At 48.8% G+C, this 23,061-nt stretch carries 23 protein-coding genes; 14 read left to right on the forward strand and 9 right to left on the reverse strand.

Translation table 11 applies throughout. The features are described from left to right. The 4 genes from AZ66_RS01850 to AZ66_RS01865 all read left to right on the forward strand — a co-directional run. Nucleotides 1–405, forward strand: a 405-nt coding sequence (locus AZ66_RS01850) for an amino acid ABC transporter permease (RefSeq protein ID WP_044353362.1), incomplete at its 5' end; no start/stop codon positions are given. Beyond that, nucleotides 368–1,120 (forward strand): amino acid ABC transporter ATP-binding protein, encoded by a 753-nt coding sequence (locus AZ66_RS01855; RefSeq protein ID WP_021260816.1) that lies wholly within the window; start codon nucleotides 368–370, stop codon nucleotides 1,118–1,120. The genes AZ66_RS01850 and AZ66_RS01855, both read left to right, overlap by 38 nt. A gap of 35 nt (nucleotides 1,121–1,155) precedes the next feature. Next, nucleotides 1,156–1,944 (forward strand): dioxygenase family protein, encoded by a 789-nt coding sequence (locus AZ66_RS01860; protein ID WP_021260815.1) that lies wholly within the window; start codon nucleotides 1,156–1,158, stop codon nucleotides 1,942–1,944. A gap of 79 nt (nucleotides 1,945–2,023) precedes the next feature. Continuing rightward, nucleotides 2,024–2,347, forward strand: coding sequence for a hypothetical protein (locus AZ66_RS01865; protein WP_021260814.1), 324 nt, complete (start codon nucleotides 2,024–2,026; stop codon nucleotides 2,345–2,347). A 257-nt stretch (nucleotides 2,348–2,604) separates the two neighbouring features. Here the strand turns inward: AZ66_RS01865 and AZ66_RS01870 are convergent, their stop codons facing one another. From AZ66_RS01870 to AZ66_RS01890, 5 genes are all read right to left on the reverse strand, one after another. Further along, entirely contained in the window at nucleotides 2,605–3,435 is an 831-nt protein-coding gene (locus tag AZ66_RS01870) for a carbohydrate ABC transporter permease (protein ID WP_021260813.1), read from the reverse strand. Further along, nucleotides 3,435–4,322: a carbohydrate ABC transporter permease gene (locus AZ66_RS01875; RefSeq protein ID WP_021260812.1), complete on the reverse strand. Its 888-nt coding sequence runs from the start codon at nucleotides 4,320–4,322 to the stop codon at nucleotides 3,435–3,437. The genes AZ66_RS01870 and AZ66_RS01875 overlap by 1 nt, the downstream gene beginning before the upstream one ends. A gap of 220 nt (nucleotides 4,323–4,542) precedes the next feature. Beyond that, entirely contained in the window at nucleotides 4,543–5,928 is a 1,386-nt protein-coding gene (locus AZ66_RS01880; protein ID WP_021260811.1) for an extracellular solute-binding protein, read from the reverse strand. Between the two features lie 698 nt (nucleotides 5,929–6,626). After that, nucleotides 6,627–7,367: a Bax inhibitor-1/YccA family protein gene (locus AZ66_RS01885; RefSeq protein WP_021260810.1), complete on the reverse strand. Its 741-nt coding sequence runs from the start codon at nucleotides 7,365–7,367 to the stop codon at nucleotides 6,627–6,629. Between the two features lie 215 nt (nucleotides 7,368–7,582). Continuing rightward, nucleotides 7,583–8,722: a DNA cytosine methyltransferase gene (locus AZ66_RS01890; protein WP_021260809.1), complete on the reverse strand. Its 1,140-nt coding sequence runs from the start codon at nucleotides 8,720–8,722 to the stop codon at nucleotides 7,583–7,585. A 308-nt stretch (nucleotides 8,723–9,030) separates the two neighbouring features. Here AZ66_RS01890 and AZ66_RS01895 point away from each other — a divergent pair, with 308 nt between their 5' ends. Continuing rightward, the gene (locus tag AZ66_RS01895) at nucleotides 9,031–9,930 is read left to right on the forward strand and encodes an SDR family oxidoreductase (RefSeq protein WP_021260808.1); all 900 of its coding nucleotides are present in this window, start codon (nucleotides 9,031–9,033) and stop codon (nucleotides 9,928–9,930) included. A 141-nt stretch (nucleotides 9,931–10,071) separates the two neighbouring features. On the opposite strand, the gene AZ66_RS01900 is transcribed toward AZ66_RS01895, so the two are convergent. Beyond that, on the reverse strand, nucleotides 10,072–10,413 hold the full coding sequence (locus tag AZ66_RS01900) for a zinc ribbon domain-containing protein YjdM (protein ID WP_021260807.1): 342 nt from the start codon (nucleotides 10,411–10,413) through the stop codon (nucleotides 10,072–10,074). Between the two features lie 311 nt (nucleotides 10,414–10,724). Between AZ66_RS01900 and AZ66_RS01905 the strand changes: the two genes are divergently transcribed. From AZ66_RS01905 to AZ66_RS01915, 3 genes are all read left to right on the forward strand, one after another. Beyond that, nucleotides 10,725–11,804 carry a Gfo/Idh/MocA family protein gene (locus tag AZ66_RS01905; protein ID WP_021260806.1) on the forward strand — a complete coding sequence of 360 codons (1,080 nt, stop codon included), beginning with the start codon at nucleotides 10,725–10,727 and terminating at the stop codon, nucleotides 11,802–11,804. Further along, the gene (locus AZ66_RS01910) at nucleotides 11,801–12,655 is read left to right on the forward strand and encodes a hypothetical protein (protein WP_021260805.1); all 855 of its coding nucleotides are present in this window, start codon (nucleotides 11,801–11,803) and stop codon (nucleotides 12,653–12,655) included. Before AZ66_RS01905 ends, AZ66_RS01910 begins: the two co-directional genes overlap by 4 nt. A 141-nt stretch (nucleotides 12,656–12,796) precedes the next feature. Next, the gene (locus AZ66_RS01915) at nucleotides 12,797–14,281 is read left to right on the forward strand and encodes an N-acyl-D-glucosamine 2-epimerase (RefSeq protein WP_152523819.1); all 1,485 of its coding nucleotides are present in this window, start codon (nucleotides 12,797–12,799) and stop codon (nucleotides 14,279–14,281) included. A 106-nt stretch (nucleotides 14,282–14,387) separates the two neighbouring features. Here AZ66_RS01915 and AZ66_RS01920 read toward each other — a convergent pair whose 3' ends face one another. The 3 genes from AZ66_RS01920 to AZ66_RS01930 all read right to left on the reverse strand — a co-directional run bounded on the left by AZ66_RS01920 (nucleotide 14,388) and on the right by AZ66_RS01930 (nucleotide 16,156). Beyond that, nucleotides 14,388–14,624: a helix-turn-helix domain-containing protein gene (locus AZ66_RS01920; protein WP_021260803.1), complete on the reverse strand. Its 237-nt coding sequence runs from the start codon at nucleotides 14,622–14,624 to the stop codon at nucleotides 14,388–14,390. Nucleotides 14,625–14,639: 15 nt separating this feature from the next. Then, nucleotides 14,640–15,128 (reverse strand): DUF2975 domain-containing protein, encoded by a 489-nt coding sequence (locus tag AZ66_RS01925; RefSeq protein ID WP_021260802.1) that lies wholly within the window; start codon nucleotides 15,126–15,128, stop codon nucleotides 14,640–14,642. Between the two features lie 143 nt (nucleotides 15,129–15,271). Then, nucleotides 15,272–16,156, reverse strand: coding sequence for a LysR family transcriptional regulator (locus tag AZ66_RS01930; protein ID WP_021260801.1), 885 nt, complete (start codon nucleotides 16,154–16,156; stop codon nucleotides 15,272–15,274). A gap of 121 nt (nucleotides 16,157–16,277) precedes the next feature. Here AZ66_RS01930 and AZ66_RS01935 point away from each other — a divergent pair, with 121 nt between their 5' ends. The 6 genes from AZ66_RS01935 (at nucleotide 16,278) to AZ66_RS01960 (ending at nucleotide 23,043) form a co-directional block, all read left to right on the forward strand. Further along, complete coding sequence (locus AZ66_RS01935; protein WP_021260800.1) at nucleotides 16,278–17,018, forward strand: SDR family NAD(P)-dependent oxidoreductase; 741 nt, start codon at nucleotides 16,278–16,280, stop codon at nucleotides 17,016–17,018. A 182-nt stretch (nucleotides 17,019–17,200) separates the two neighbouring features. Beyond that, entirely contained in the window at nucleotides 17,201–18,190 is a 990-nt protein-coding gene (locus AZ66_RS01940; RefSeq protein WP_021260799.1) for a helix-turn-helix domain-containing protein, read from the forward strand. Between the two features lie 157 nt (nucleotides 18,191–18,347). After that, nucleotides 18,348–19,646 (forward strand): ABC transporter substrate-binding protein, encoded by a 1,299-nt coding sequence (locus tag AZ66_RS01945; RefSeq protein WP_021260798.1) that lies wholly within the window; start codon nucleotides 18,348–18,350, stop codon nucleotides 19,644–19,646. A gap of 91 nt (nucleotides 19,647–19,737) precedes the next feature. After that, nucleotides 19,738–20,691 carry a carbohydrate ABC transporter permease gene (locus AZ66_RS01950; protein ID WP_021260797.1) on the forward strand — a complete coding sequence of 318 codons (954 nt, stop codon included), beginning with the start codon at nucleotides 19,738–19,740 and terminating at the stop codon, nucleotides 20,689–20,691. A 1-nt stretch (nucleotide 20,692) separates the two neighbouring features. Beyond that, nucleotides 20,693–21,520: a carbohydrate ABC transporter permease gene (locus tag AZ66_RS01955; RefSeq protein WP_044353363.1), complete on the forward strand. Its 828-nt coding sequence runs from the start codon at nucleotides 20,693–20,695 to the stop codon at nucleotides 21,518–21,520. 17 nt (nucleotides 21,521–21,537) lie between these two features. Continuing rightward, nucleotides 21,538–23,043, forward strand: a complete 1,506-nt coding sequence (locus AZ66_RS01960) for an N-acyl-D-glucosamine 2-epimerase (protein WP_231586698.1) — start codon at nucleotides 21,538–21,540, stop codon at nucleotides 23,041–23,043. The last annotated feature ends 18 nt before the right edge of the window (nucleotides 23,044–23,061 follow it).

Here is a 23,061-nt window from a genome sequence, read left to right on the forward strand (position 1 = left end):
TACAACTCAGAGAGTATTCGGGCTGCTATCCAATCTGTCGATAAGGGTGGCATTGAAGCCGGATATTCTATGGGAATGACGACAACGCAGGTTCTGCGCCGCATCATTTTGCCCGAAGCGCTCGTCGTTGCACTGCCAACCCTCGGCAATTCTCTAATCGGGTTGATTAAGGGCACTTCACTTGCCTTTGTATGCTCGGTTGTGGAGATGACGGCCGCAGGCAAGCTGATGGCTTCCCGCAATTTCCGCTTCTTCGAAGTGTATGTGTCGCTTGCGATCATTTACTGGCTCGTGACAATTGTGTTAGAGCGCCTAATTGCGCGCTGGGAGAAGCGGCTGAAGGTTAACGAGAGGAGGGTGGCAGCTGATGATCCGAATCCAAGGCTTACACAAAACATTCGGTAAACATGTCGTGCTGCACCATGTGGATCTGACGGTTGAAGAAGGTCAGGTTGTCGCCATCATCGGCCCTTCAGGCTCAGGCAAGTCTACACTGCTTCGCTGCCTGAACTTCCTGGAGACACCGCAAGCGGGCTCAATTGCACTGGGCGACTATGAACTGAATATGTCCAAGGCGACGAAGCGCGACATTCTGTATTTGCGCCGCAATACCGCGATGGTATTTCAGCAGTTCCATTTACTGAAGTACAAGACAGCTCTTGAAAATGTTATGGAAGGTCTCGTGACGGTACAAGGAATGACGACACAGCAAGCCCGTGACATCGCAAGCAGCTACTTGGATCGAGTCGGACTTCAGGATCGCAAAGACTACTACCCTCGCGAGCTATCAGGCGGTCAGCAGCAGCGTGTCGGCATTGCCCGGGCACTCGCCCTTCAACCGAAGGTAATTCTGCTCGATGAGCCAACTTCCGCACTTGATCCGGAGATGGTCGGCGAAGTGCTTGCCGTTATTCGGGCAGCTGCCAAGGAAGGACGGACTATGATTATCGTGTCTCATGAGATGGGGTTTGTTCAGGAAATTGCAGATAAAGTGATCTTCTTCGATCAGGGTTCGATCGTGGAAGAAGGAACACCAAAAGAAATCTTCAGAGCTGCGAAGCACGATCGGACGAAGCAGTTCCTCTCCCGTGTCAGCCGACCTGCTGATTATGTGATTTAACGCTAAGAGATATAAAAGAGGAAGGTGTGTGAATCATGTCCACCGCTACAACGACTTCGGCGCCTGTATTATTTCTTGCACATGGATCGCCGCTCATCGCCATTCAGGAGAATGACTATACCCGCTTTTTAGCCCAATTTGCCAAGGATTTGCCTGTAAAACCAACTGCCTTCGTCGTATTCACTGCGCATTGGGAGGTGGAATCCAGCACGCGAATAACGTACACGGACGATACCTACCACACCATTCATGACTTTGGACCATGGTGGATGGATGAGATGTTCGCCGTACAATATCCTGCTAAGGGAAATAAAGAGCTGGCTCTCCGCATCCACAATCTATTGAACCAACACGATATCCAGAGTGAGCTGGATGCCGAGCGAGGGCTTGACCATGGCACATGGTCCTTGCTCAAGCAGTTCGATCCGAACGCTTCCACTCCAGTCGTACAGTTGTCAGTGAATCCGAATCTGAGCGCCAAGGATCAATTCTTGATTGGCCGTGCCATTCGGGATCTGCAGCATGAAGGTGTACTTATCATCGGAAGCGGCGTGACCGTTCACAATCTGAGCTTGCACAGTGATGTGACCGAGGATTGGGCGCTGGAATTCGACGACTGGCTAATCGACAACATTGAACGCAAAAACGTTGAAGCGCTATTCAATTATGCCGAAGACGCCCCCCACGCGAAGCTCGCTGTGCCTACACCGGAACATTTCGTTCCGATCCTAATCGCACTAGGAAGCGGAGAACCAGAACGCGAAGCTAAGGTCATCTACCGAGATTATGCAGGTCTGCTTAGCTATTTGTGCTATCAATTCTGAGCTAGGCCTGAGGGTATCTGCAGACGTCCTTGTTTACACGTCATGTGAAATAATTTGAAACGAAATGGAGGCGATGAAGATGGCGGATTGGTCGCGAGTACTGCCATTTACCCCTGAATCAGCGGAGCTTATCCCTGAAGAGATCGGCATCTTCGTGTTCCTGACGAAGCAGCTGGACAATCGGATGTACAAAGTCATCTACGTGGAACAGACTACGAATTTGCGTGCACGCTATCTCGATTACGTGAATGGGGAAGAGCCGTATCTGCTTGAACATGCCATAAACTATCGCTACGTTGTCGAGCCCAAGCAAGAAGCGCGTGATGCGGAAGAGAAGCTTGTGCTTACTGAAGGTTCCCCCACATTGAACTTGATCAAAAACGGCGCTCTATCCATCAACTAATTACGCCCAATCACCCTCGTATCATCAACCATCCAACTAAGGCCTGCTCTCAAGGGTAGGCCTTCTTGTATGTGGGACGATGGTATCTCTTTCTCCTTCCCTACGCGATCCATCCCTTTCTAGGCACTGAAACTGATATACGATAACGAACAAGCACAATCGCACGCGACCTGTTACCTCTATTTAACATGACAAAGGCTGTCCTCTATAACTAGAAGACAGCCCTATTCCCCATTTCTAGCTATTTGCTAAATCGATTACCCCTTAACGCTTCCTGCTGTCACACCTTCAATAATTTGCTTCTGCAGAACACCATAAATGACAATGACAGGCACGACGCTGATCGTAATGGCTGCAGTGAGCGCCCCGTAGTTCATATTGAACTTGTCGGCAAAGGATACGACTGCAACCGGCAGCGTACGCAGCTCCTGATCGGACAAGAACAGGTTCGCCATAATGTACTCGTTCCAGTGACTGATGAAATTCAAAATAAAGACCGTGACGAGAGTCGGCATCGTCAATGGGATAATGATACGGCGCAGCAATCCGTAAGTGGACAGTCCATCCATAACCCCTGCTTCTTCAAGCTCTGTTGGAATTGACTTGAGGAAGGCAGCGATGACGAACGTCGTTAACGGGATGCCGAATGCCGCATACGGAATCATCAGGGCGAACGGAGTGTTGTAGATACCGAAGTCCTTAATCATCATATACAGCGGTACAAGCAGCGATGCGGGTGGAATGAGGATCGACAAGAGCAGGAGCCCCATAACAAGCTTGCTTAAAGATGGGAACCTCATCCGTGTAACTGCATAAGCAATCGCTGTAGAGAGAAGTATGGTCGCGGTCGTCGCGATCACGCTAATATATAAGCTGTTTATGAAGTACCGGCCTATATGTGCACTCGACAAGGCATTATCATAATTGTCCCAGCTTAGTCTAGCTGGCAATCCCCAAGGATTATTGAAGATCTCTGTATTGTCCTTGAAGGAAGAGAGCACAACGAACAATATAGGGAAAATAACGATGACCACGTAGATAAGAAGCACGACATGAGACAGAATACGCTTGGATCGATAAGCCCTCATTAGTATTCCGCCTCCTTCGACGTCTTCTTGTTAATGATATGGTAAATGAGCGAGAGGATTGCAGTAAATACCGTAATGATGATCGCTATGGCATTCGCATAACCGAAGTCGCCAAGCGCATATGCCTGCTGATACATGTACGTCGCCATAACTTCAGAACTGCCGAATGGACCGCCATTCGTCATGATGAGTACAATATCCAGCGCCTTCATGGCACCTGTGATGGAAAGCAGCATTGTTACTACAATAACAGGGCGAATGAGCGGAATGGTTAGCAGCCATGCCTTGCGCCAGCCGACCGCACCGTCTATTTCTCCGGCCTCCAACATCTCCTTCGGAATCGCGAATATGCCCGCCAACACAAGGACAATGTAGAATCCTGTCCATTGCCAAGCATTGGTCACGAGTACGGACAGCATTGCGGTATTCTCATCCCCCAGCCACAATCTTGTCCACGTATCTAGGCCGACTGCCTTCAAGATTTGATTGAGCAGACCTGCATCGGGTGAATAAATGAACTGCCAAATAACCGCAATCGAAGCGGTCGAGAGGATACTCGGCATAAATACAGTCAGCTTGTAGAAATCAAGCATCCGTTTTACACCGCTGACCAAAATGGAGACGAACACAATCATGGGTACCTGAATAAATACGGAGAAAGACACAAAATAAATATTGTTCTTGAACGCGATCCAAAACTTCTCATCTGACAATGCCTTGGCGAAGTTATCGAATCCGTTAAAGACTGGCTCCGTAATGCCGTCCCAACTCGTTACGGAATATTGAAGCGACTTGAATAGAGGCACTAAATAGAACGTAATGTAGAGTGCCAGTGCCGGAACTACAAATAGAAAGAAAGCGACACGATTCCGGAGTATCTTGTTCATGATTCACATCTCCCATTATCCGGTGAGCGTGGGGCCATAACCGGGACAAAATGATAGGAAAACACCTGCTGAAGTCCATTCATCGATGAAGACTGCCTAATCAGCTGCTATTTCTTCCTGGTCAGAGCAGTAATGCCTGACGAACCAGCATATACGCAACCCTGATAAGAAAGGGGAACCACAGCGCTGCTGCGGCCCCCAACTATGCAATGCGACGAGATTATTTCCCTTCCTTATTGCCCTTCTCTTGTGCTTGCTGCATACGCTCAGCTGCCTTCTCAGGCGTAAGCTTGCCGCCAAGCACCTCTTGTACGGTTTGCTCCAAAGTTACCTTCACGCTCTTCTGTACGAGCGCATCAAATGCCGGGAATGCACCCTTCGCCGATCCTTGTGATTCGCCGAGCGCCTTCACTAATTCCGTACCACCCTCGACACCGCTCACACCCTTCATAGCAGGGATACGGCTGGATTCAACAAGGCTGCGCTTTTGTTCTTCGATCGTGTATAAATTTTTAATGAATGCTTTAACAGCCTTCAGCTCATTGTCCTTCAGCGTTGCGGAGAAGCCATAGCCGTTTGACCAACCGCCATTGATCAAGCCGTCGCCAGGGCCGCCTACATCAGGCATGCGGAAGAATCCAGCTACATCCTTCACCGTAGAAGTATCACCTGTAATTGCATTTGCTGCCCAGCTGCCATCGAACAGCATCGCAGCTTTGCCTGTGTAGAAATTCGCTTGACCTTGCGGATACTTGAGACCAAGTACGTTCGGGTCAATGTAGCCTTTATTTTTGAAGTCTTGAACACGCTTAAATGTTTCGACGATTGCCGGATCAGTCCACTTTGTCTTTCCGGATGCAAAGCCTTCTTGCAGATCCGGTCCACCTAAGCCGACGAACAGGGAGTTCACCAGCATGTTGGCTGCCCAGCCATCCCCTGCGCCTGAGCCCAAGGCGATTGGTGTAATACCTTTTGCTTTCAAGGCTTCACACACTTTGATCAATTCATCCCATGTCTTAGGCACTTCTACGCCCGCATCCTTGAACAGTTTTTGGTTGTAGAAGAAGCCTTCGATATAACCAGCCTCAGGGAGGCCGTAAATTTTACCGTCCACTGTAAATTCCCTTAAGTTGAAGAATGCATCCTTCAAGCCCAGTTCATCCAAAATCCCAGTCAAATCAAGCAAACGGCCTGCCTTAGAGTACTTCACCGTGTCATCGCCACCGAACAGGTTGAAGATCGGAGGCTGCGTGCCAGCGGACATCTCCGCCTTCAGCTTCACGTCACGGTTAACTGTATCCTCTACCCCGTCCAACTTGAACTTCAAGCCAGGAACATCCTGTTCTGTCTTCGCCACAACATCCTCCAGCTGCTTCAGCGTCGCCTTCGCAGTGTCACGGACGTTGATGTGACGAATGACCATGGAGAATTCTTCAACCTTCTCCTCTTTAGCAGGTTCTTGCTTCGCAGGTTCCTGCGGCGTTGTCGTTGTTGTCTGCTCCTTCGCTGGTTCAGCCGGTTTTCCCGCATCTTTACTGCCGCAGCCAGACAAAGCCATCATGCCCATCAAGGCGATAATCATTAACAACATCAAGCTTTTTTTCATCTCATAACACTCCCGCATGTTCAAATTTGTCCAAGCCTAAAAAAATGGCACTATCCTACCATTCAAGCTTCTGCGTATCTTAGAGCTAGCGAAATGAGGCTGTATCTTGTTGACTGTTGTTGGTATAACCCTCTTTTGAATTGTTACGGTGGATGTTACAAAGTCATTGTGGCAGCGATCACCTCCTTGCCAGAGTCAAAAGTGGAATGAAATATGATCATGATGTAGGCGAATGCTACCGAGAAGATATAAAAGTGTGGTCTGGCAATAATTAAAGCGCTTACCAAATGAGTGAGGAGTCGATTAATTAAAGCGCTTACGGAACTAGGTAAGAAGATTGCTCTATACGGTGATGAGGATAAGATGAATGTCTACTCGGGAAAAAGTAAAAAATTGGATGTGAATATAAGAATGGATATGCGGTAGTACCGAGACTACTCGTGGCTGGTGATGCAGGCTCGATAACTACTAGGTCTAATTGCTTACATTGTAGAGGGATACAGGATGCCACTACAAGGGTGAATTCCTCTACTCGAGGGATAAATTTAACGAAAATGGAGCCTATATTAGCTATAAATGAGCAAAGCACTTCCCATATGCCTAAGAGTGAACAGCTTATTTCAGCCTACTCTCTCTACAGAAGTACATGAAATAAGCCATCCCTAGAGAGGAATGGCTTAAAAATACATGCAGATCTATTAATCTCGGTTAGCAATCTTGGCAAGCAAACGAATAATCTCAATGTACAGCCATACAAGCGTCACGAGCAATCCGAATGCACCATACCACTCCATATACTTTGGAGCGCCCTGTTCCGCACCTTCTTCAATCAAATTAAAGTCAAGAATGAAGTTTAATGCTGCAATGATGATGATAACGACAGATATTCCAATGCCTATAAGCGAGCTCTCGTGCAAATAAGGAATGGTAATACCGAAAAACCCTAAAATAAAGCTGAACAAGTAGACAAGGGCAACCCCTGCTGTCGCCGTAATGACACCTTTACGGAATCCGTCTGTCGCCTTGATTAGTCCAAGTCTGTACACCAGCAGCATGCCCATGAATACGCACATTGTCAGCAATACTGCCTGAAGGGTGATTCCTCCTTGCCATGCTTCGTACCTTGCAGATATAGCACCTAAGAAAAGTCCCTTGGCTATCGCATAAATCGGCGTAAGGAACGGGGCCGTTGTCGGCACAAAGCTGATAATAAGTGCTATAATCGCGCCGCCTATTACTCCACCTATTAAATATGGATTCATATTGTATCCATTCGCGAACATGGTCCACGATATGACTGCCGCTCCAACAAGCAGCGCCAGCGCCATGAACGATTTATTGACGGTACCGCCGATCGTCATTCGTTCTTGATTCTCATAGTTACCCTGATTTGCAAACGTTTCTTCATTAAGCGTTGGATTTCCGCTACGTCCGATCAATGAGTATACCTCCTAATTATTGGTTCCATCTATTGTACCATATGCATGTCATTCAGCCTATATGGGTAATTGAATGATTCATGTAAACCACTTAAAGTCCTAACCACGAAAGGTAATTCTACTTATTCTTCTACACGTATGGATACACAAAAAAAGTGCAGAAATGATTTCTGCACCTTGAAGTCCTTGTACTCTTATAAGCAACCCAACCCATGTTACCTGCTTGCTGCTGCTTCCATTGGATTCGCTTCTTGTATCTCTGTAATGCGCTCAAGCAGCTGCATGATCGAACTGCCCAGCACTCTTGCAAGACGGACGGGAACTGCATTTCCAATCTGCGTATATTGCTGTGATAATGTGCCTGCTACATGATATTCCTTCGGGAATTCCTGCAGGGCAATGTATTCCTCAATGCTTATCGGACGATCCTCATACGGGTGTCCGAGATTCGTACTCTTCTGAATGGGTGAGGTCAGCAGCGTTGGGGCTGGCCGATCGACCCATAGGCGCCGATAGAAGCCTACCTTGCCTCCGCCTGACTCATAGGCACCGCCCATAGCCAGTTCTACGAACTCCTCGGGCAAGCTTCGCCAGTTACCTCCACCCTGCGGAATCATGTGCATGTAATACAATCTCTCCGGTGAATACCGAGGGTAATGATGCTCTTCTACGTTCAAGTCGCGCAAAACATCTCCAAGCGTCACCCATCTCGGCAGCCCTTCGCTGCCCTCAGCGTCGTGTGTCTTGGCAGGAAACGCATATGTTGTACTCAAGTCCTTGCGTACGCCGACAAAGAATACCCGCTCCCTCGACTGAGGAACCCCGTAATCAGCTGCTTTCAGCAGTTCATAGGTCACATTGTATTCATGGAAATGCTGGAGCAAATGTGTGAGCGCACTGCCGGGCATCTCCTCCGGTTCAAGCGGAGCATGCTCCTCTCCCCGCTGGCGCAGTGGTCTATGTTTCAAAGAAGCAGACAGCAGTCCGCGCACATTTTCCAATAGAAATACCTTGGGGCGTGTCTCCTCCACCAGCTGCGCGAACTTCAACATCGCATTGCCGCGCGGATCTTCAAATGCCTGCCTTTTGCCCGCCGTGCTGAATGATTGACAAGGACTGCCGCCGAACATGAGATCAATGTCCTGCCTCTCATCCAAGCCCGCCTCTCGATAGATGCGTTCCCGAGAATAGTCCGAAATATCGCCCTCGACCACATTCATATCCGGATAATTTGCCCGAAGCGTCTCGCAAAATATAGGTTCTATTTCAAGTGATAGTTTAATATCGAAGCCTGCCTGGTGAATGCCTGTATCGAGTCCACCAGCACCTGCAAAAAAAGAAATTGCCGTTGCCATAATTGCCACCTCAACCTGTTGTTCTACCTCGTATTATACCATCTACCTCCTGACAGGTCCATGAACATTCCCGACTTGTGCTTGTTTATTATTTGCCAAATTCGCACAGGCACAACATATTCCTAGGTTCATCATAGAACCGGGGAGATGTATTCGATGGGACAAGTCTCTTGTTTGTATAACATGTTCACATTCCGTTTGCACAATAAAGACTCGGTCATGTGTCACGATCTTACTTCCGAAGCACCGATCTTAGCGTAGGCGAATATCCTGCCTGTAAGTTTACAAAGTCACAGGAGGATCTTGTCATGATTCCGATGATTCCTTATTACAGCTATGAAACACAATGTCGCCAAGTCCCCCTTACCTTCCCGCCGCAGCATCAGAATGTACAGCCAGGACTTGAATATTTGATGCACCCTCTGCCAATATCCGATAATCCAGGTTACAAGGGCAGCGGCAAACTGGCGGGCAAGGTAGCGATTATTACTGGTGGTGACAGCGGCATCGGACGTGCTGTTGCCATCGGCTTTGCCAAAGAAGGGGCAGACGTTGCGATCGCCTATCTATACGAGCGTGTAGATGCAGAGGCAACTCGCCAAATGGTTGAAAGCTATGGAGCGCGATGCTTGCTGCTTGAAGTTGATCTCCGTCAGCCAGCACACTGCCAAGAGGTCGTCCGCAGAACAATCGAACACTATGGTCGGCTCGATGTGCTTGTGCTGAACCAGGGCGTTCAGTTCCCTCAGGAAAGTTTGCTCTGCATTTCTGACGAACAGCTGGAAAATACGTTCCGCACGAACATATTCCCAATGTTTTATTTGACCAGAGCCGCCCTCCCTCATCTACAGCCGGGGAGCTCCATCATCTCAACTGCTTCTGTAACCGCATATGCAGGCGCTCCATTGCTAGTTGATTATTCCTCTACCAAAGGAGCCGTCGTATCCTTTACACGTTCATTGTCACTGCAGCTTGTTGATAAAGGCATACGCGTCAACGCTGTCGCTCCGGGCCCGATATGGACGCCGCTTACCGTATCCAGTTACTCAGCTGACTATGTCTCAACCTTTGGACGTGACACCCCAATGAGACGTGCCGGACAGCCATTTGAACTTGCACCGACTTATATTTATTTAGCTTCTGATGATTCCTCCTATGTCACAGGCCAGGTGCTTCATGTCAATGGAGGTATCATGTCCGAAAGCTGAGCGTAAGCAAAACAACGTTGTTCACGTGACACACCCGTTGCTCAGCGATGCCCAATTCAATCTTGCAAATTGAATAGCGGACACAATAAAACCCACCTGTGACAGTCGTCTAGGTGGGTTTTACATTTTCGCATAGCTCGCTTATATCTTTTTCACAAATTCAGACTTCAGCTTCATTGCGCCAAAACCATCGATTTTGCAATCTATATCATGATCGCCGTCAACAAGGCGAATATTTTTCACCTTAGTTCCGATTTTGATTACGGAAGAGCTCCCCTTTACCTTCAAATCCTTAATGACGGATACCATGTCTCCGTCGTTCAATATATTGCCGTTCGCATCGCGAATGACCTTGTCATCTTCCGAATGGCTAGCATCTGCATTCGCAGACCACTCGTGCCCGCATTCCGGGCATACCAGCATATTGCGATCCTCATACGTATATTCCGATTGGCAGGAAGGGCAGTTAGGCAAATTAGACATTATTCATATCCCCATTCATTTTATATTTTCAAATCAGTAAGCTCTAAGTATATGGGATAGATGGCAAGGATTCCACTATATATGGGATTTGTTCGGAATCTGTAAAATATGCATGCCTATTGTATCAGCTCTGTAGAAGACGTAGATTGAGGCGATCCCTACTCGAAAATCGAACGATAATCCCAATTTTATATACGAAAGTCAAATTAATTAAAGCGCATACATGCTACCATGGGAGTACTTATTGCGCAAGTCACTAGAACTAATTCGGCCTAGTTCCTTACTGGCCCCATACCTTGGAGGGATTCGATATGAGTAAAACGATTGTTGCCATTATCGGCTGCGGGACGATTGCGAACAGTGCCCACATCCCGTCTTATATGGCGAATTCAGAGGTGGAGATTAAGTATTTCTGTGATATTCGCAAGGAACGGGCAGAGCAAGCTGCCGAGAAGTACGAGTGTGGGGTAGCAATTGAGGATTATCATATCATTCTGGGTGATCCGGAAGTCGTAGCTGTGTCCATTTGTACACCGAACTATTGCCATGCCTCCATCGCGATTGATTGCATGCGCGCAGGCAAGCATGTGCTGTGCGAGAAGCCAGCTGCCAGAACGTATGCAGAGGCATTGGAGATGCAGAAGGTGCAGCATGAGACAGGCATGACGTTGAACATCGGGGTCGTAAATCGGTTCAATACAGGCGTGAATATTATTAAAAAGATGATTGCCGACGGCGATCTGGGCGAACTGTACCATGTTTACGTCAGCTTCCGCTCCCAACGTTCGATCCCGGGTCTTGGCGGGGACTTCACGAACAAGGCTGTTGCCGGCGGCGGGGCACTCATTGATTGGGGCGTACATTTCCTCGATATCGTAATGTACTGCACGGGCGATCCAGATCCGCAGACCGTAACCGGTCAGGCTTATAGCAAGCTGGGCAAGGATATGGAGAACTACTCCTATATCAACATGTGGGCAGGACCTCCGAATTATGCAGGCACGTACGATGTAGATGACTTCGTAACGGCAATGATCCGCACTTCCGGCCCTTCCATTACGGTCAATGGCGCTTGGGCACAGAACATTGGTGTGGACGAAATGTACATCGACTTCCTCGGCGACAAGGCTGGCATCCGCCTGCAGTACGGCGCAGACTTCACGATCTACAGCGCGAAGCACGGGGCTCTGATGGAGAGCACGCCGAAGTTCAATAAGACAGATATGTTCCAGAACGAGATTGACAGCTTCATCTCCTGTATCAAATCCGGCGAGAAGCTGCCTTCCCATATTGATACGGTTATTCTGACTGCCAAGATGCTGCAAGCTATTTACGATTCATCCGAACAAAGAAAGGAAGTTTCGTTCGCGAAGGAAGGTTCATTCGCATGAAGAAAATCGGGTTTATCGATTATTACTTAGACGAATGGCATGCCAATAATTATCCAGCATGGATTCGCAATGCCTCTGAAGGAACCATGGAGGTCGCCTATGCCTATGGCCTGAAGGATTCGGAACATGGGATCAGCAATGCTGTATGGGCGGATAAGCATAGTGTTCAGCTATTGGACAGCATTGAGCAAGTTGTCGCGCAGAGTGATTACCTAATCGTGCTCGCCCCTGACCATCCAGAGCAGCACGAATTACTTGCTGAGCTGCCGCTGGCTTCTGGCAAGCCGACGTATATCGATAAGACGTTCGCCCCTGATCGGGCTGCAGCCATTCGCTTGTTCGAACATGCTGCTAAGCACGGCACGCCGCTGTACTCCTCATCGGCCCTGCGTTATGCTGCTGAATATACTAAAGCAGATCGTGAAGGGATTGAGGTTATATCCAGCTTGGGGCCTGGTGCATTTCATAACTACTCCATCCATCAGATTGAACCGATTATTTCGCTCATGGGTGCAGACGCGAAGCGAGTAATGTCAATCGGAACGAAGACAGCCCCAGCGCTGCTGATTGAATTCGGGGATGGCAGGCAAGCAACAGTTCGCCATCTTGGCGACGAATGCCCATTTACGATGGCGGTGAAATATCGCTCTGGCAGCAGCCGCATCTTGAGGGCAGAATCGGACTTCTTCCAGCTGTTCGCCCGCGACTTGGTTGCTTTCTTCGAGTCTGGTCATACGACCGTTCCGTCTGAGCAGACGATTGCGATCATTTCCATCATTGAAAATGGTATGAAAGCATTGCAGCAGCCGTATGAATGGATAGAGCTCCCTTGCGCTGCTGTCCATTCGTAATGTGAGTGAAAAGTGGAATGGACAATTTGCATTTCATGAACCAATTCGTTATAAAGGGAAAATAATGATTGAGCCCGCAGTAGGCTCTGGTTCGACATGATGCAGATGCAGCAAGAAGCCGGCATAAGAGGAGGTATTGTGATGTTTTCATTTCGTTCGTTTCGCAATTTCGGATTAACCGGTTCCCATACGGATCGCTTACCTCCTCCCATCTTGCTGTCATCGATCACGAATACATCGCCCAAGCAGAAGCTGCATCCCTGCTCACCGCTTGCGAAGCAACATTCCCCTGCCCTTGTAGGGCCTACGATCCAGGTAGATCCGACTTTCCGCTATTATCAAGATCGCTCGGCAGCCAGCATTGCTGATGAGATTATCCAGAATGGCTTTGTGGGCGTCCATTATTTCGTCGTGAACGAAAACAACGTCAATCGTGAACTCATCGAGGCTTTCAAACAAAGAGGGTTGTACGTATGGGCGCTTGTACTCGGCAACGGATCTTACTCCGTAGAGGGATTCCCTCCGGAATGGCCGAGCTGGCAGATGGAACTGCTGAAGCCTGTGAATGACGGGTACTATCGCTTTTCCCCGCATAGTAAGGACTATGTTCAGTGGAAGAAGCAGAAGCTCGCCCAATTGGTACGCGATTATCCTTTTGACGGGATCGAGGTAGCAGAACCTTATTTCCCTGAATGGGACGGAATTAAGCGTGGTGTATACGGCGATGTTGGCCCCCTTGCCCAAGCGGCATTCAAGGAACAGTACGGGCACCCACGCATACCGAACTTTACCAACCCACGCGATCCAGACTATTATCTGACCAATAAGGCGCTATATCAGGATTGGATCGATTTTCGCGTCAAAGCGGTAAACAGCTTCCTGAATGAGGTCATGAACGGAGAAGGCGGAGTACGAGAAGCCAGATGCGACATTCTGGTGGCTACCTGGTCACTTGCAATAGACGCTGGGCCTGACTCTGTTGCCAAACTGCGCGAGCTGCAAGGGCTCGATGCTGCAGCGATGATCTCTGCCGTTCAGCCTGACCTTCACTTCCTGCAGACGCATTGGCCAGATTGGATGAAGCCGCAGAGCAAGCTACCGCCGCAGTATATTCGTAGTTACCAGAACTTCGTGGATCAGATACGTGCCGTCCATCCGAACATTCCGCTAGGTGTGCAGGCTGATATCGGCTCTACCCTATCGATGGTGAAGGATCGCAGATGGCTTCAAGAATTCGGCGAGGTAGCACAGGACATGGGGTTCTCTACTTGGACTGCCTATGAATATCATCTCGGCAAGTATATGTACGACGAAGCCCCTGTTCCAACTGCAGTCGCCAGACCACAGCGAGACAAGGTCGTGATTTCGTTTCAAAAGCGGATTGATGAAGCTTCCGCCAAGCGTCCAGGCAGTGTGAGCATTGTAACGGGCAAGGCAGAGCTCCCCCTCCCACCAGAACTTATTTCTGTCGACGGCAATATGCTTATCATTCAATCGGATCAACTGCCACAGTCAGCGTTCTTCCTACGAATTCAACAGATTGCGGATACACCTGCCTATTGGCTGTATAACAAGGATAAGCCCGCCAATGTGATGAAGGGCGTTACGATTGTGACGGTACAATAACAGACAACAAACAAAAAAAGCAATCCACCACCCGCCCCGAGACTATTCGGACGGCTGTTGATTGCTTTTTGTGGTGTTCGGCTTATAGACGAATTTTTGGCACTTCTTAGGTGTGCGAGCTGTCTTCCTGCTCTTCCTCATCCTCAACATATTCGAGAATATCGCCGGGCTGACAGTCTAAAATTTTGCATAGTGCATCGAGTGTAGAGAAGCGCACCGCCTTCGCTTTATTCGTCTTCAATATCGACAGGTTAGCCATCGTAATGCCCAATTGCTTCGAGAGCTCGGTTGAGCTCATCTTTCGCTTGGCCATCATTACATCCAGATTCACGATAATTGCCACAACTATAACCTCGCTTTATATCGTTTGATCGTTTTCCTCCTTGATTCTCGCAGCCTCCTCAAACAACTGAGCCAAGGTTAAGCTCAATAACCCACCTGTTAGCGAAATGAACGTTACAACTACCATCGGGACGATAGTCGCCGCATATAAGAATAGATCGTAAGCGTATATCAAAAATACGGAACAACCATTGAACAAGACAATCTCAATAAATGCACAGACTGCAATGACCTTCAATGCCTTTGCGGTATGATGGGTGAACGGATTGCCGCCTAACGCTATTTTACTAAGTTTCTTGAGCTGAAATAAAGCCATCACAAACGGCACCGCGCATAAATAAATACTGCACGTTATCACGGTCACCATGTCCTGATCGAGAATCGAATAGGCACTCTTCAAAAAGGCAGTCAGCAGTAAAGGAGTCGCCAAAAGCGCGAGCAAGGTTAACACAATACCGCATGCCACAATGATGTTCACAACTCTTGAACTCATGGATGTTTTCATTTCCCCAGCCTCAACTTCCGTTTTCTATGGATTTGAGACCCATTGTAGATCAGTATTTATTGTTAGTCAATAAATATTAACCCCCTAACAATAATTGCAACGTTTTGCAGACTTGTTACAGATAAGCTAAACATTCGTCCACATCAGTTCTGGCGAAGTTCCTTCTCCAAAAACCGATATATATTTGCGGCTGCACACCTTAACGGATGTTCCCCTGATCTACTGAGCATGCCGGACTGCATGTCCACTTCGGCTCCGCCTATCGCTCGTACAGTTGTCCCTTCAGGTAACGGGTTCACCATTATTTCCGGGACTAAAGCAATTCCTAGCCCCCTTTGTACGTAATGCTGCAGTGCCGTCATGCTGCCAATCTCCATGGTGTCCATAGATAACTGTCCGGCTCCCTGCAGGATGAAATCAAGCTTTTTGCGATACGGACAAGTCGCTGCCGTGATCAATAAGCGATGTCCCTCGATATCTGCCAGTTGAATGGTATTACGTGCAGTGAGCGAATGATTTTCTGGCAAAAACAGAACAAACTTCTCTACGAATAATGGTTCGAAGTGAAGATCGGTGCCTACTTCTGGAGACGAGCAAATCGCAAAATCAATTTCGCCGCCAAGCAGCTTCTCCGTCAATACAGGCGTGCTCGCAATTTCTACAGCAATACGAATCCTCGGATAGTTATCCATGAATTGTGCGATCTGAATCGGCAGCCGATGGCTAGCCGTCGGTTCCGTTACGCCAATGCGGACTGATCCCGCTTCCCCGTTGTTCATATCCGCAATATTGACCTGCAGCTGTTCCATGCGCTGTACAATATCCAGGCTCTGTTCGTAGAACATTCTGCCTGCCTCTGTCAGTTGAATCGTTTTTCCTCGGTCAAAAAGCTGTGCGCCTATCTCCTTCTCCAGCTTCTGTATTTGCATCGTAATGGTGGATTGTGCGTAGTTCATTTCCTCTGCCGCACGGTTAAAGCTGCCGTATTTAACGATACACTGGAATGTTTTTAAGGTTTTGATATCCATTAGCATTCTCCTGCTCATAAGTTCAATATTATTGAATTATCTCTTCATATCATTCAATTATACAAATAGATAGGTAGCCAATACAATGGACAATAGGATGGACAAGGAGAGGGGAATACGTATGAATTTGAAGCATAAAGTGGCAGTCGTAACGGGTGGAGGCACTGGAATTGGCAGGGCTGTCGCTCTTACTCTATCAAAGCGTGGAGCAGCAGTTGCCATTAACTACTCGCGTTCCGAGGCCGATGCAGAAGAAACCGTACAACTCATTCGTGCAAGTGGCGGGCGCGCCATAGCCGTTCAAGCCGATATTTCGCAAGATGATGAAGTTAGAACAATGGTTGATGAGGTTGTTCAAGCCTTTGGGACGATAGATGTACTGGTGAACAACGCAGGCATCACGAAGCATATTCCGATGGAGGATCTCGACGCTGCAACGGAGGACGTATGGGATGAACTGTTCGCTGTGAATGTGAAGGGGATGTTCTACTGTGCGCGGGCCGTCGCGCCTTATATGAAGGAGAAGCAGTGTGGTGCGATCGTCAACGTCGGCAGTATAGCTGGACAGACGGGACTCGGCTCTTCCCTTCCCTATGCGGTATCCAAGGCGGCAGTTCATGGCTTGACCAAATCCTTAGCACGAGCGCTTGCACCCAGCATTCGGGTCAATTGCGTTGTTCCGGGGGCGGTAGCGACAAGATGGTGGCTCGGACAGGAAGAACGTATGCAGCGTCTGGCTCCGAATCTGTTGCTGCAGCGCATCTCCACACCAGAAGATATTGCTCAGTTCATCTGCTCCGCCTTGGAGCAAGAAGCAATGACGGGGCAAATCATCACGGTAGACAGCGGACAAACCCTGTAATCTGTGAAACGTAGTCAAGGTTTCGAGGGGCACGCGAATATACTTGCAATAAGATAAATATCCTCCTGCACTTCTTCTGCGGGAGGATATTTGCATCTTACAGCTAACTGACTAGCATGCTCGATGAAATGGCATTCTCTTCAGTCGATCCCCATTTACATGATGCAAAGGAGTGAACGGCGTTGGATATTCAGTGGAAAGCAGCCGACATCGGAAAGTGGACTCGCTCGGGCATTATCTACTTCACATCCAAAATGGAAATGCTCGAAGGCTTGCCCTGCAAAATGTACAGGCTGTACAAGCAGCATAGTCTGACCTATCATTGCCATGACTATTTTCAAATTTGGTATGTGGCGAAAGGAGCTTTCCGGCATACCGTCAGCAATCGGAGATTCGAGATTGAACAGGGTGATATTTTTGTAATCCCCCCATTTACCTTGCACAGTATTGATATTCCCCCCGAACAGAACATCGAGATCTACGGCTGTGAGTTTATGCCTTCTTTTATTAACGAGCGCTTCGAAGAGAAGCCGATGGAACCCTTCTTTTTCGATGTCGCCTATCTGGAATATTTCCTCAGCGGCGATGATAGCACACAATCGAAAATTACACTCGAACACATTACGGAAATACGCGTCCGTCATGTGCTCAAAGAAATGCTTGCCGAATATGAGCGGCGATCCCCCTTCTTCCAAATCGTACTGAAATCCAACCTGCTCCTCCTCCTCTCGATGCTCATCCGGGAAATTAACAAGGATCTTGTGCAGGAGGGATACGAGAAAATCGAGAAATATCGGTCGATTATGACAGGGGTTATCGATTATATCCATGCAGCCTATCATGAGGATCTCCATTTGGATACGCTCTGCTCACTCGCGAAATTGTCCCGCTCCACCTTTTGCAGCATATTCAAGGCATGGACAGGCAAGACGTTCAATCGTTACCTAGCGGATCTTCGCATGTTCCATGCCCTTACGATGTTGAAGCAGCCCGAACTGTCCGTTACCGATGTCTGCTATGCGATCGGATTCAACGAACTTTCTTATTTCTGCCGCATCTTCAAGAAATACACTGGCATTTCCCCTACCTCCTACCGCAAGCAAGCGATCCAACAGGAGCCAGGCACTCATACGATAATCCCACTTTTGCACACGAAAATGAAATCAAAATAAAGCGCATACATGCTACCATGGGAATACTTCAAGTCCAGAAGGGAGGGAAATTGACGGCGATATTTGAACACTTCCGGGTGCTTCAGGCAGCATGCCCTACGCACACGCTCTGCGTAATCGGAAGTATACATTTCTGAATGATGGAGGGGGAAACGTCATGAAAAGAAAGCCGTTGATGTGGTGTCTTGCATTCATTCTCGCGTTCTCTATGCTTGCAGGTTGTTCTGGGGGCAGCACCTCCAGCGAAGAAGGATCGTCTGGCAATTCATCCTCCAAGGAGAAGGTAGAACTGAGCTTCTGGTATGGATGGACTGGGCCGGAGGCCGCAGCGCTGGAGAAGCTGATTGCCAAGTGGAACTCCGCCAATTCAGATATTCAGGTGAAGGGGTTGTCCCAGAGTGATTATCAGAAGCAGCTGACCGCCATCACGGGAGGCAATCCTCCCGATATCGCGTCCCAATTCGGGCAAAATGTAGTGCCTTGGGGACTTCGCGGTGCCATGATGCCGCTTGATGATTACATCACTAAGGACGGCGTCGATATGAAAGACTTCGTTCCCGCTGCTATAAGCACTTCACAGCACGATGGCAAAACATATGCCATACCGATTGCCATGCATGTAACGATGCTGTTTTATAACAAAGATATTTTGAAAGAGGCCGGCTTCAGCGGGCCGCCGGAGACGATCAGCCAACTTAAGGAGTACATTAAGGCACTTAGCATTGTGGAAAGTGGCGGCCGCCTGCAACGGCTCGGATTATGGCCAGGAATGGACACGTACACCTTCGCGAATGCGTACAATGGCTCGTTCTACGATGAGGCTGCGAAGCAGGTAACACCCGACAATGCTGGGGTCAAAGCTGCACTCGAACTATCCAAGGGCATCTGGGATCAGTACGGCTCAGCTAACTTGGATCGGTTCTCTTCCGGTCTCGGACAGTATATGTCCGCCCAAAATCCGTTTTTCTCCGGCAAGTATGCCATGACGATCGACGGCGAATGGCTGCCAACCTTCATTAAGCAGTTCGCTCCTACTCTCAACTACGGCATCGCCCCTATCCCTTACGACGAGAATCACCCAGACCTGAAGAATCCGGGCAATGTAACGACAAGCGTATTCTACATCCCGAAGGGTGTGAAGCATCCCGAAGCTTCTTGGAAGTTCTTGAAGTGGATGACAGAGCCGCAGCAGATGGCCGAATTCACGGCAGCGATTGGGAATTTGCCGACGAAGCTGTCTGCGCTGAAGAATCCCGCCTATAATGACGTGCCTGGATTTAAGGAGTTCTTGGATTACTCCACGAGCCAGAACTTGCGCTCTTTCCCTGCCACTTCCTTCGCCAACGAGTATATTGCGGAGTTCGCCGTACAGGTTGATGCCATTCTGAGGGGTACCGTAAGCATGGAAGAAGGATTGAAGAAGGTGAAAGACAAGATTCAGCCGTTAGTGAAATAAAAGCTGTGTAGATTTATGGCCTTCGCATCCGGTTGCTTGCAGCAAAGCCAGAGCCGATTCACGTATTGTCGACGAAAGGAGGACACTCAAGATGAAAGTCTCCTCATCCATTGCCCCACCTAAGCAGAAGAGAAGCTGGTCGAAGAAGGAGCGGCATACCTTCCTCCTCGGTCTAGCGTTCGCTGCCCCTTGGGTTATCGGATTTCTAGCTTTTACGGTATATCCGTTCTTCAGTTCTTTATATTTCAGCCTGACAGAGTATGATCTGTTCAGCTCGCCCAAGTGGGTTGGATTAAATAACTATAAGCAAATATTTGAGGATGAGAGCTTCTATCGTTCACTCCGCAACACCTTATTCATGACCTTCATTGCCGTGCCTATTACGCTTATTGTCTCCCTGTTGATTGCCCTGCTGTTAAATACGAAGGTAAAGGGAATCAACTATTATCGGACGATCTTCTATTTGCCGTCCGTCATTCCGATCGTCGCCAGCGCCCTTTTGTGGACGTGGATGCTGAACCCGGATTTTGGCCTAATCAATACCCTACTCCGCTCCTTAGGACTTCCTGATCCTGCTTGGCTGCTGGATCCCCAGTATACGAAGCCCTCATTAATTCTCATGAGCTTATGGGGAACCGGTGCAGGAGCTCTCATCTTTCTCGCTGCCTTGCAGGGCGTGCCGAAGCAATATTACGAAGCCGCTCAAGTTGATGGGGCGAACTGGTGGCATCGATTTTGGAACATCACCATACCTGGACTGTCACCTATCATCCTCTTCCAGCTCATTATGGGTTTGATCGGATCATTTCAGATCTTCACGGAATCGTACATCCTGGCGGGCGGGAAGGTAGACGGGGGTAAGTCGCTCGGCGGGCCGGATCAATCCCTGCTGTTCTATGCGGTTAACCTGTATCAAGAAGCATTCGTGTACTTGAAAATGGGCTATGCCTCTGCTCTTGCCTGGATTCTATTCATCCTTGTCCTGTTCATTACATTCGTGCTCATGAAGACCTCGGCACGCTGGGTCTATTACGGAGGTGACTGACGTGGCCGCGAAGCTTCGAAAATCGATTTTGCCGCATGCCGTGCTCATTCTATTCTCGTTTCTGTTTCTATTTCCGTTTTTATGGCTGGTCATGACCTCCTTGAAGACACCGGATGAGATCTTCCAGCTTCCGCCTAACCTTTTGCCAGATACTTTCCAATGGTCCAACTATGAAGCCGCACTAGAAACCATCCCCTTTGCCCGGTATATGACCAACACGCTCATCATCTGTGCCGTCAATATTGTCGGACAATTATTCGCATCGCCGCTTGTTGCCTATTCCATATCAAGAATACCGTGGAAAGGGCGCGGCATCATCTTCTCGATCGTTGTTGCCACGATGATTTTGCCCGCACAGGTACAGTTGATCCCGCAATATATCATCTTCACAAAGCTTGGGTGGGTGAATACGATTTTGCCGTTAATGATCGGAGCCTTCTTCGGGGCGCCCTTCTTTATCTTCCTGCTGCGGCAATTTCTAATGGGTATACCGACAGAGCTGTCTGAGGCGGCTAAGATAGATGGGGCTTCTGAGATTCGAATTTATATCCGAATTATCCTGCCAATCCTGAAGCCCGCCCTCGTTACCGTGGCATTGTTCTCTTTCGTATGGTCGTACGTGGATTTTATGGGGCCGCTAATTTATTTGAACGACTCAGCCAAATGGACAATCACGCTTGGCCTGCAAGGCTTCCAGCAGGATCACGGGGCGCAGTGGGAGAAGCTCATGGCCGCCTCCACCATTATGACACTGCCGATGATCGTCCTCTACTTCTTCGGGCAGAAATACTTCATGCAGTCTGGCTCAGCCTTAACCGGGTTTAAATAAGAGAGGAGGGAAATCGAATGAATCGCGCCACAACGATGCATAAGCCTCATACGTTCTACATTGCAGGGATATATGCGCTCGCCTTGCTCTTGATATACTTCCTCTTGCCTTCCCATTACGCATTCGCGGATAGCGAAGAGGAACAGATCGCAAGTGTTAATAAGCATAAAACTTCGGCACTATCCGGGCCAACGATCCAGATTGATCCTCTGTTCGCTTATTACAAGAATCGCTCTGCGGCAAGTATCGCCGATGAGATTGTACAGAACGGATATAAGTCCGTCCGGTACTTCGTTGTCAACGAAAATAATATTAATCGCGAGTTAATTGAGGCATTTCGAGAAAGAGGAATCAAGGTATGGGCACTCGTTCTGGGCAATGGCTCATACTCCGTCGAGGGGTTCCCCGCCGAATGGCCGAGCTGGCAGATGCAGCTGTTGACGCCAGTCAATGACGGGTACTATCGCTTCTCCCCTCATAGCGAGGGCTATGTGCAGTGGAAAAAGACCAGGCTCGCTCAACTGGTTAGGGAGTACCCATTCGACGGCATTGAAGTGGCGGAGCCTTATTTCCCTGAATGGGGTGGATTAGAAAGCGGATTGTACGGTGATGTCGGCCCACTTGCCCAAGCGGCATTCCTTAAGCAGTACGGCCATGCCAACATTCCTGATTTCAGAAACCCACAGAACCCCGATTATTATCAGACCAATCAAGAACTGTATCAGGATTGGATCGACTTTCGGGTGAAGGCGGTCAACAGCTTTCTCAATGAGGTCATTAATGGAAAAGGCGGGGTACGGGAAGCAAGACGCGATATTTTGGTCGCAACTTGGACTCTGGCGATAGACGCAGGCCCTGATTCGGTAACCAAGCTGCGGGAACTGCAAGGTCTAGATGCGGCGGAAATGATATCGGCTGTCCGTCCCGACCTGCATATGTTGCAGACGCATTGGCCGGATTGGACGAAGCCCGAAGAAGAGCTGCCTCCGCAGTATATTCACAACTATCAGAATTTCGTCGATGAGATACGCGCAGTCCACCCGAATATTCCACTTGGCGTGCAGGCTGATATCGGGTCTAGGACGTGGATGTTGAAGGATCGCGCTTGGTACAATGCGCTCGGTGAAGTCGCGCAAAGTATGGGGATTGGCACTTGGACGGCCTATGAGTATCACCTAGGCAAATACATGTACGATGAAGCACCGGTTCCCACTGCCATCGCCCGCCCGGAGCACAATAAGGTTCTGATTTCGTTCCAGAAACGGATCGATGAGGCTTCCGCCAAACTTCCCGGCAGTCTGAACATCATTACGAAGGACTGCGAAACCACTATTGCCCCGGAGAATATTACGGTGGATGGCAATATGCTGATGATTCAATCGAGCGACCTGCCCAAAAAAGAATTCCGTCTGCGAATCGAGAACATAACCGATGAGCCGCCTTATTGGTACTACTATAAAGATGGGGCTCCACATGTAATCGCGAGCAATACGATCGTTACCGTTGGCAAGAAGAATCACTAGCAGTTAAGTGTATAGGCT

Origin of the sequence: Paenibacillus sp. E194 (genome assembly GCF_000935845.1) — a bacterium.
GTDB classification, from domain to species: Bacteria; Bacillota; Bacilli; order Paenibacillales; family Paenibacillaceae; genus Paenibacillus_B; species Paenibacillus_B alvei_B.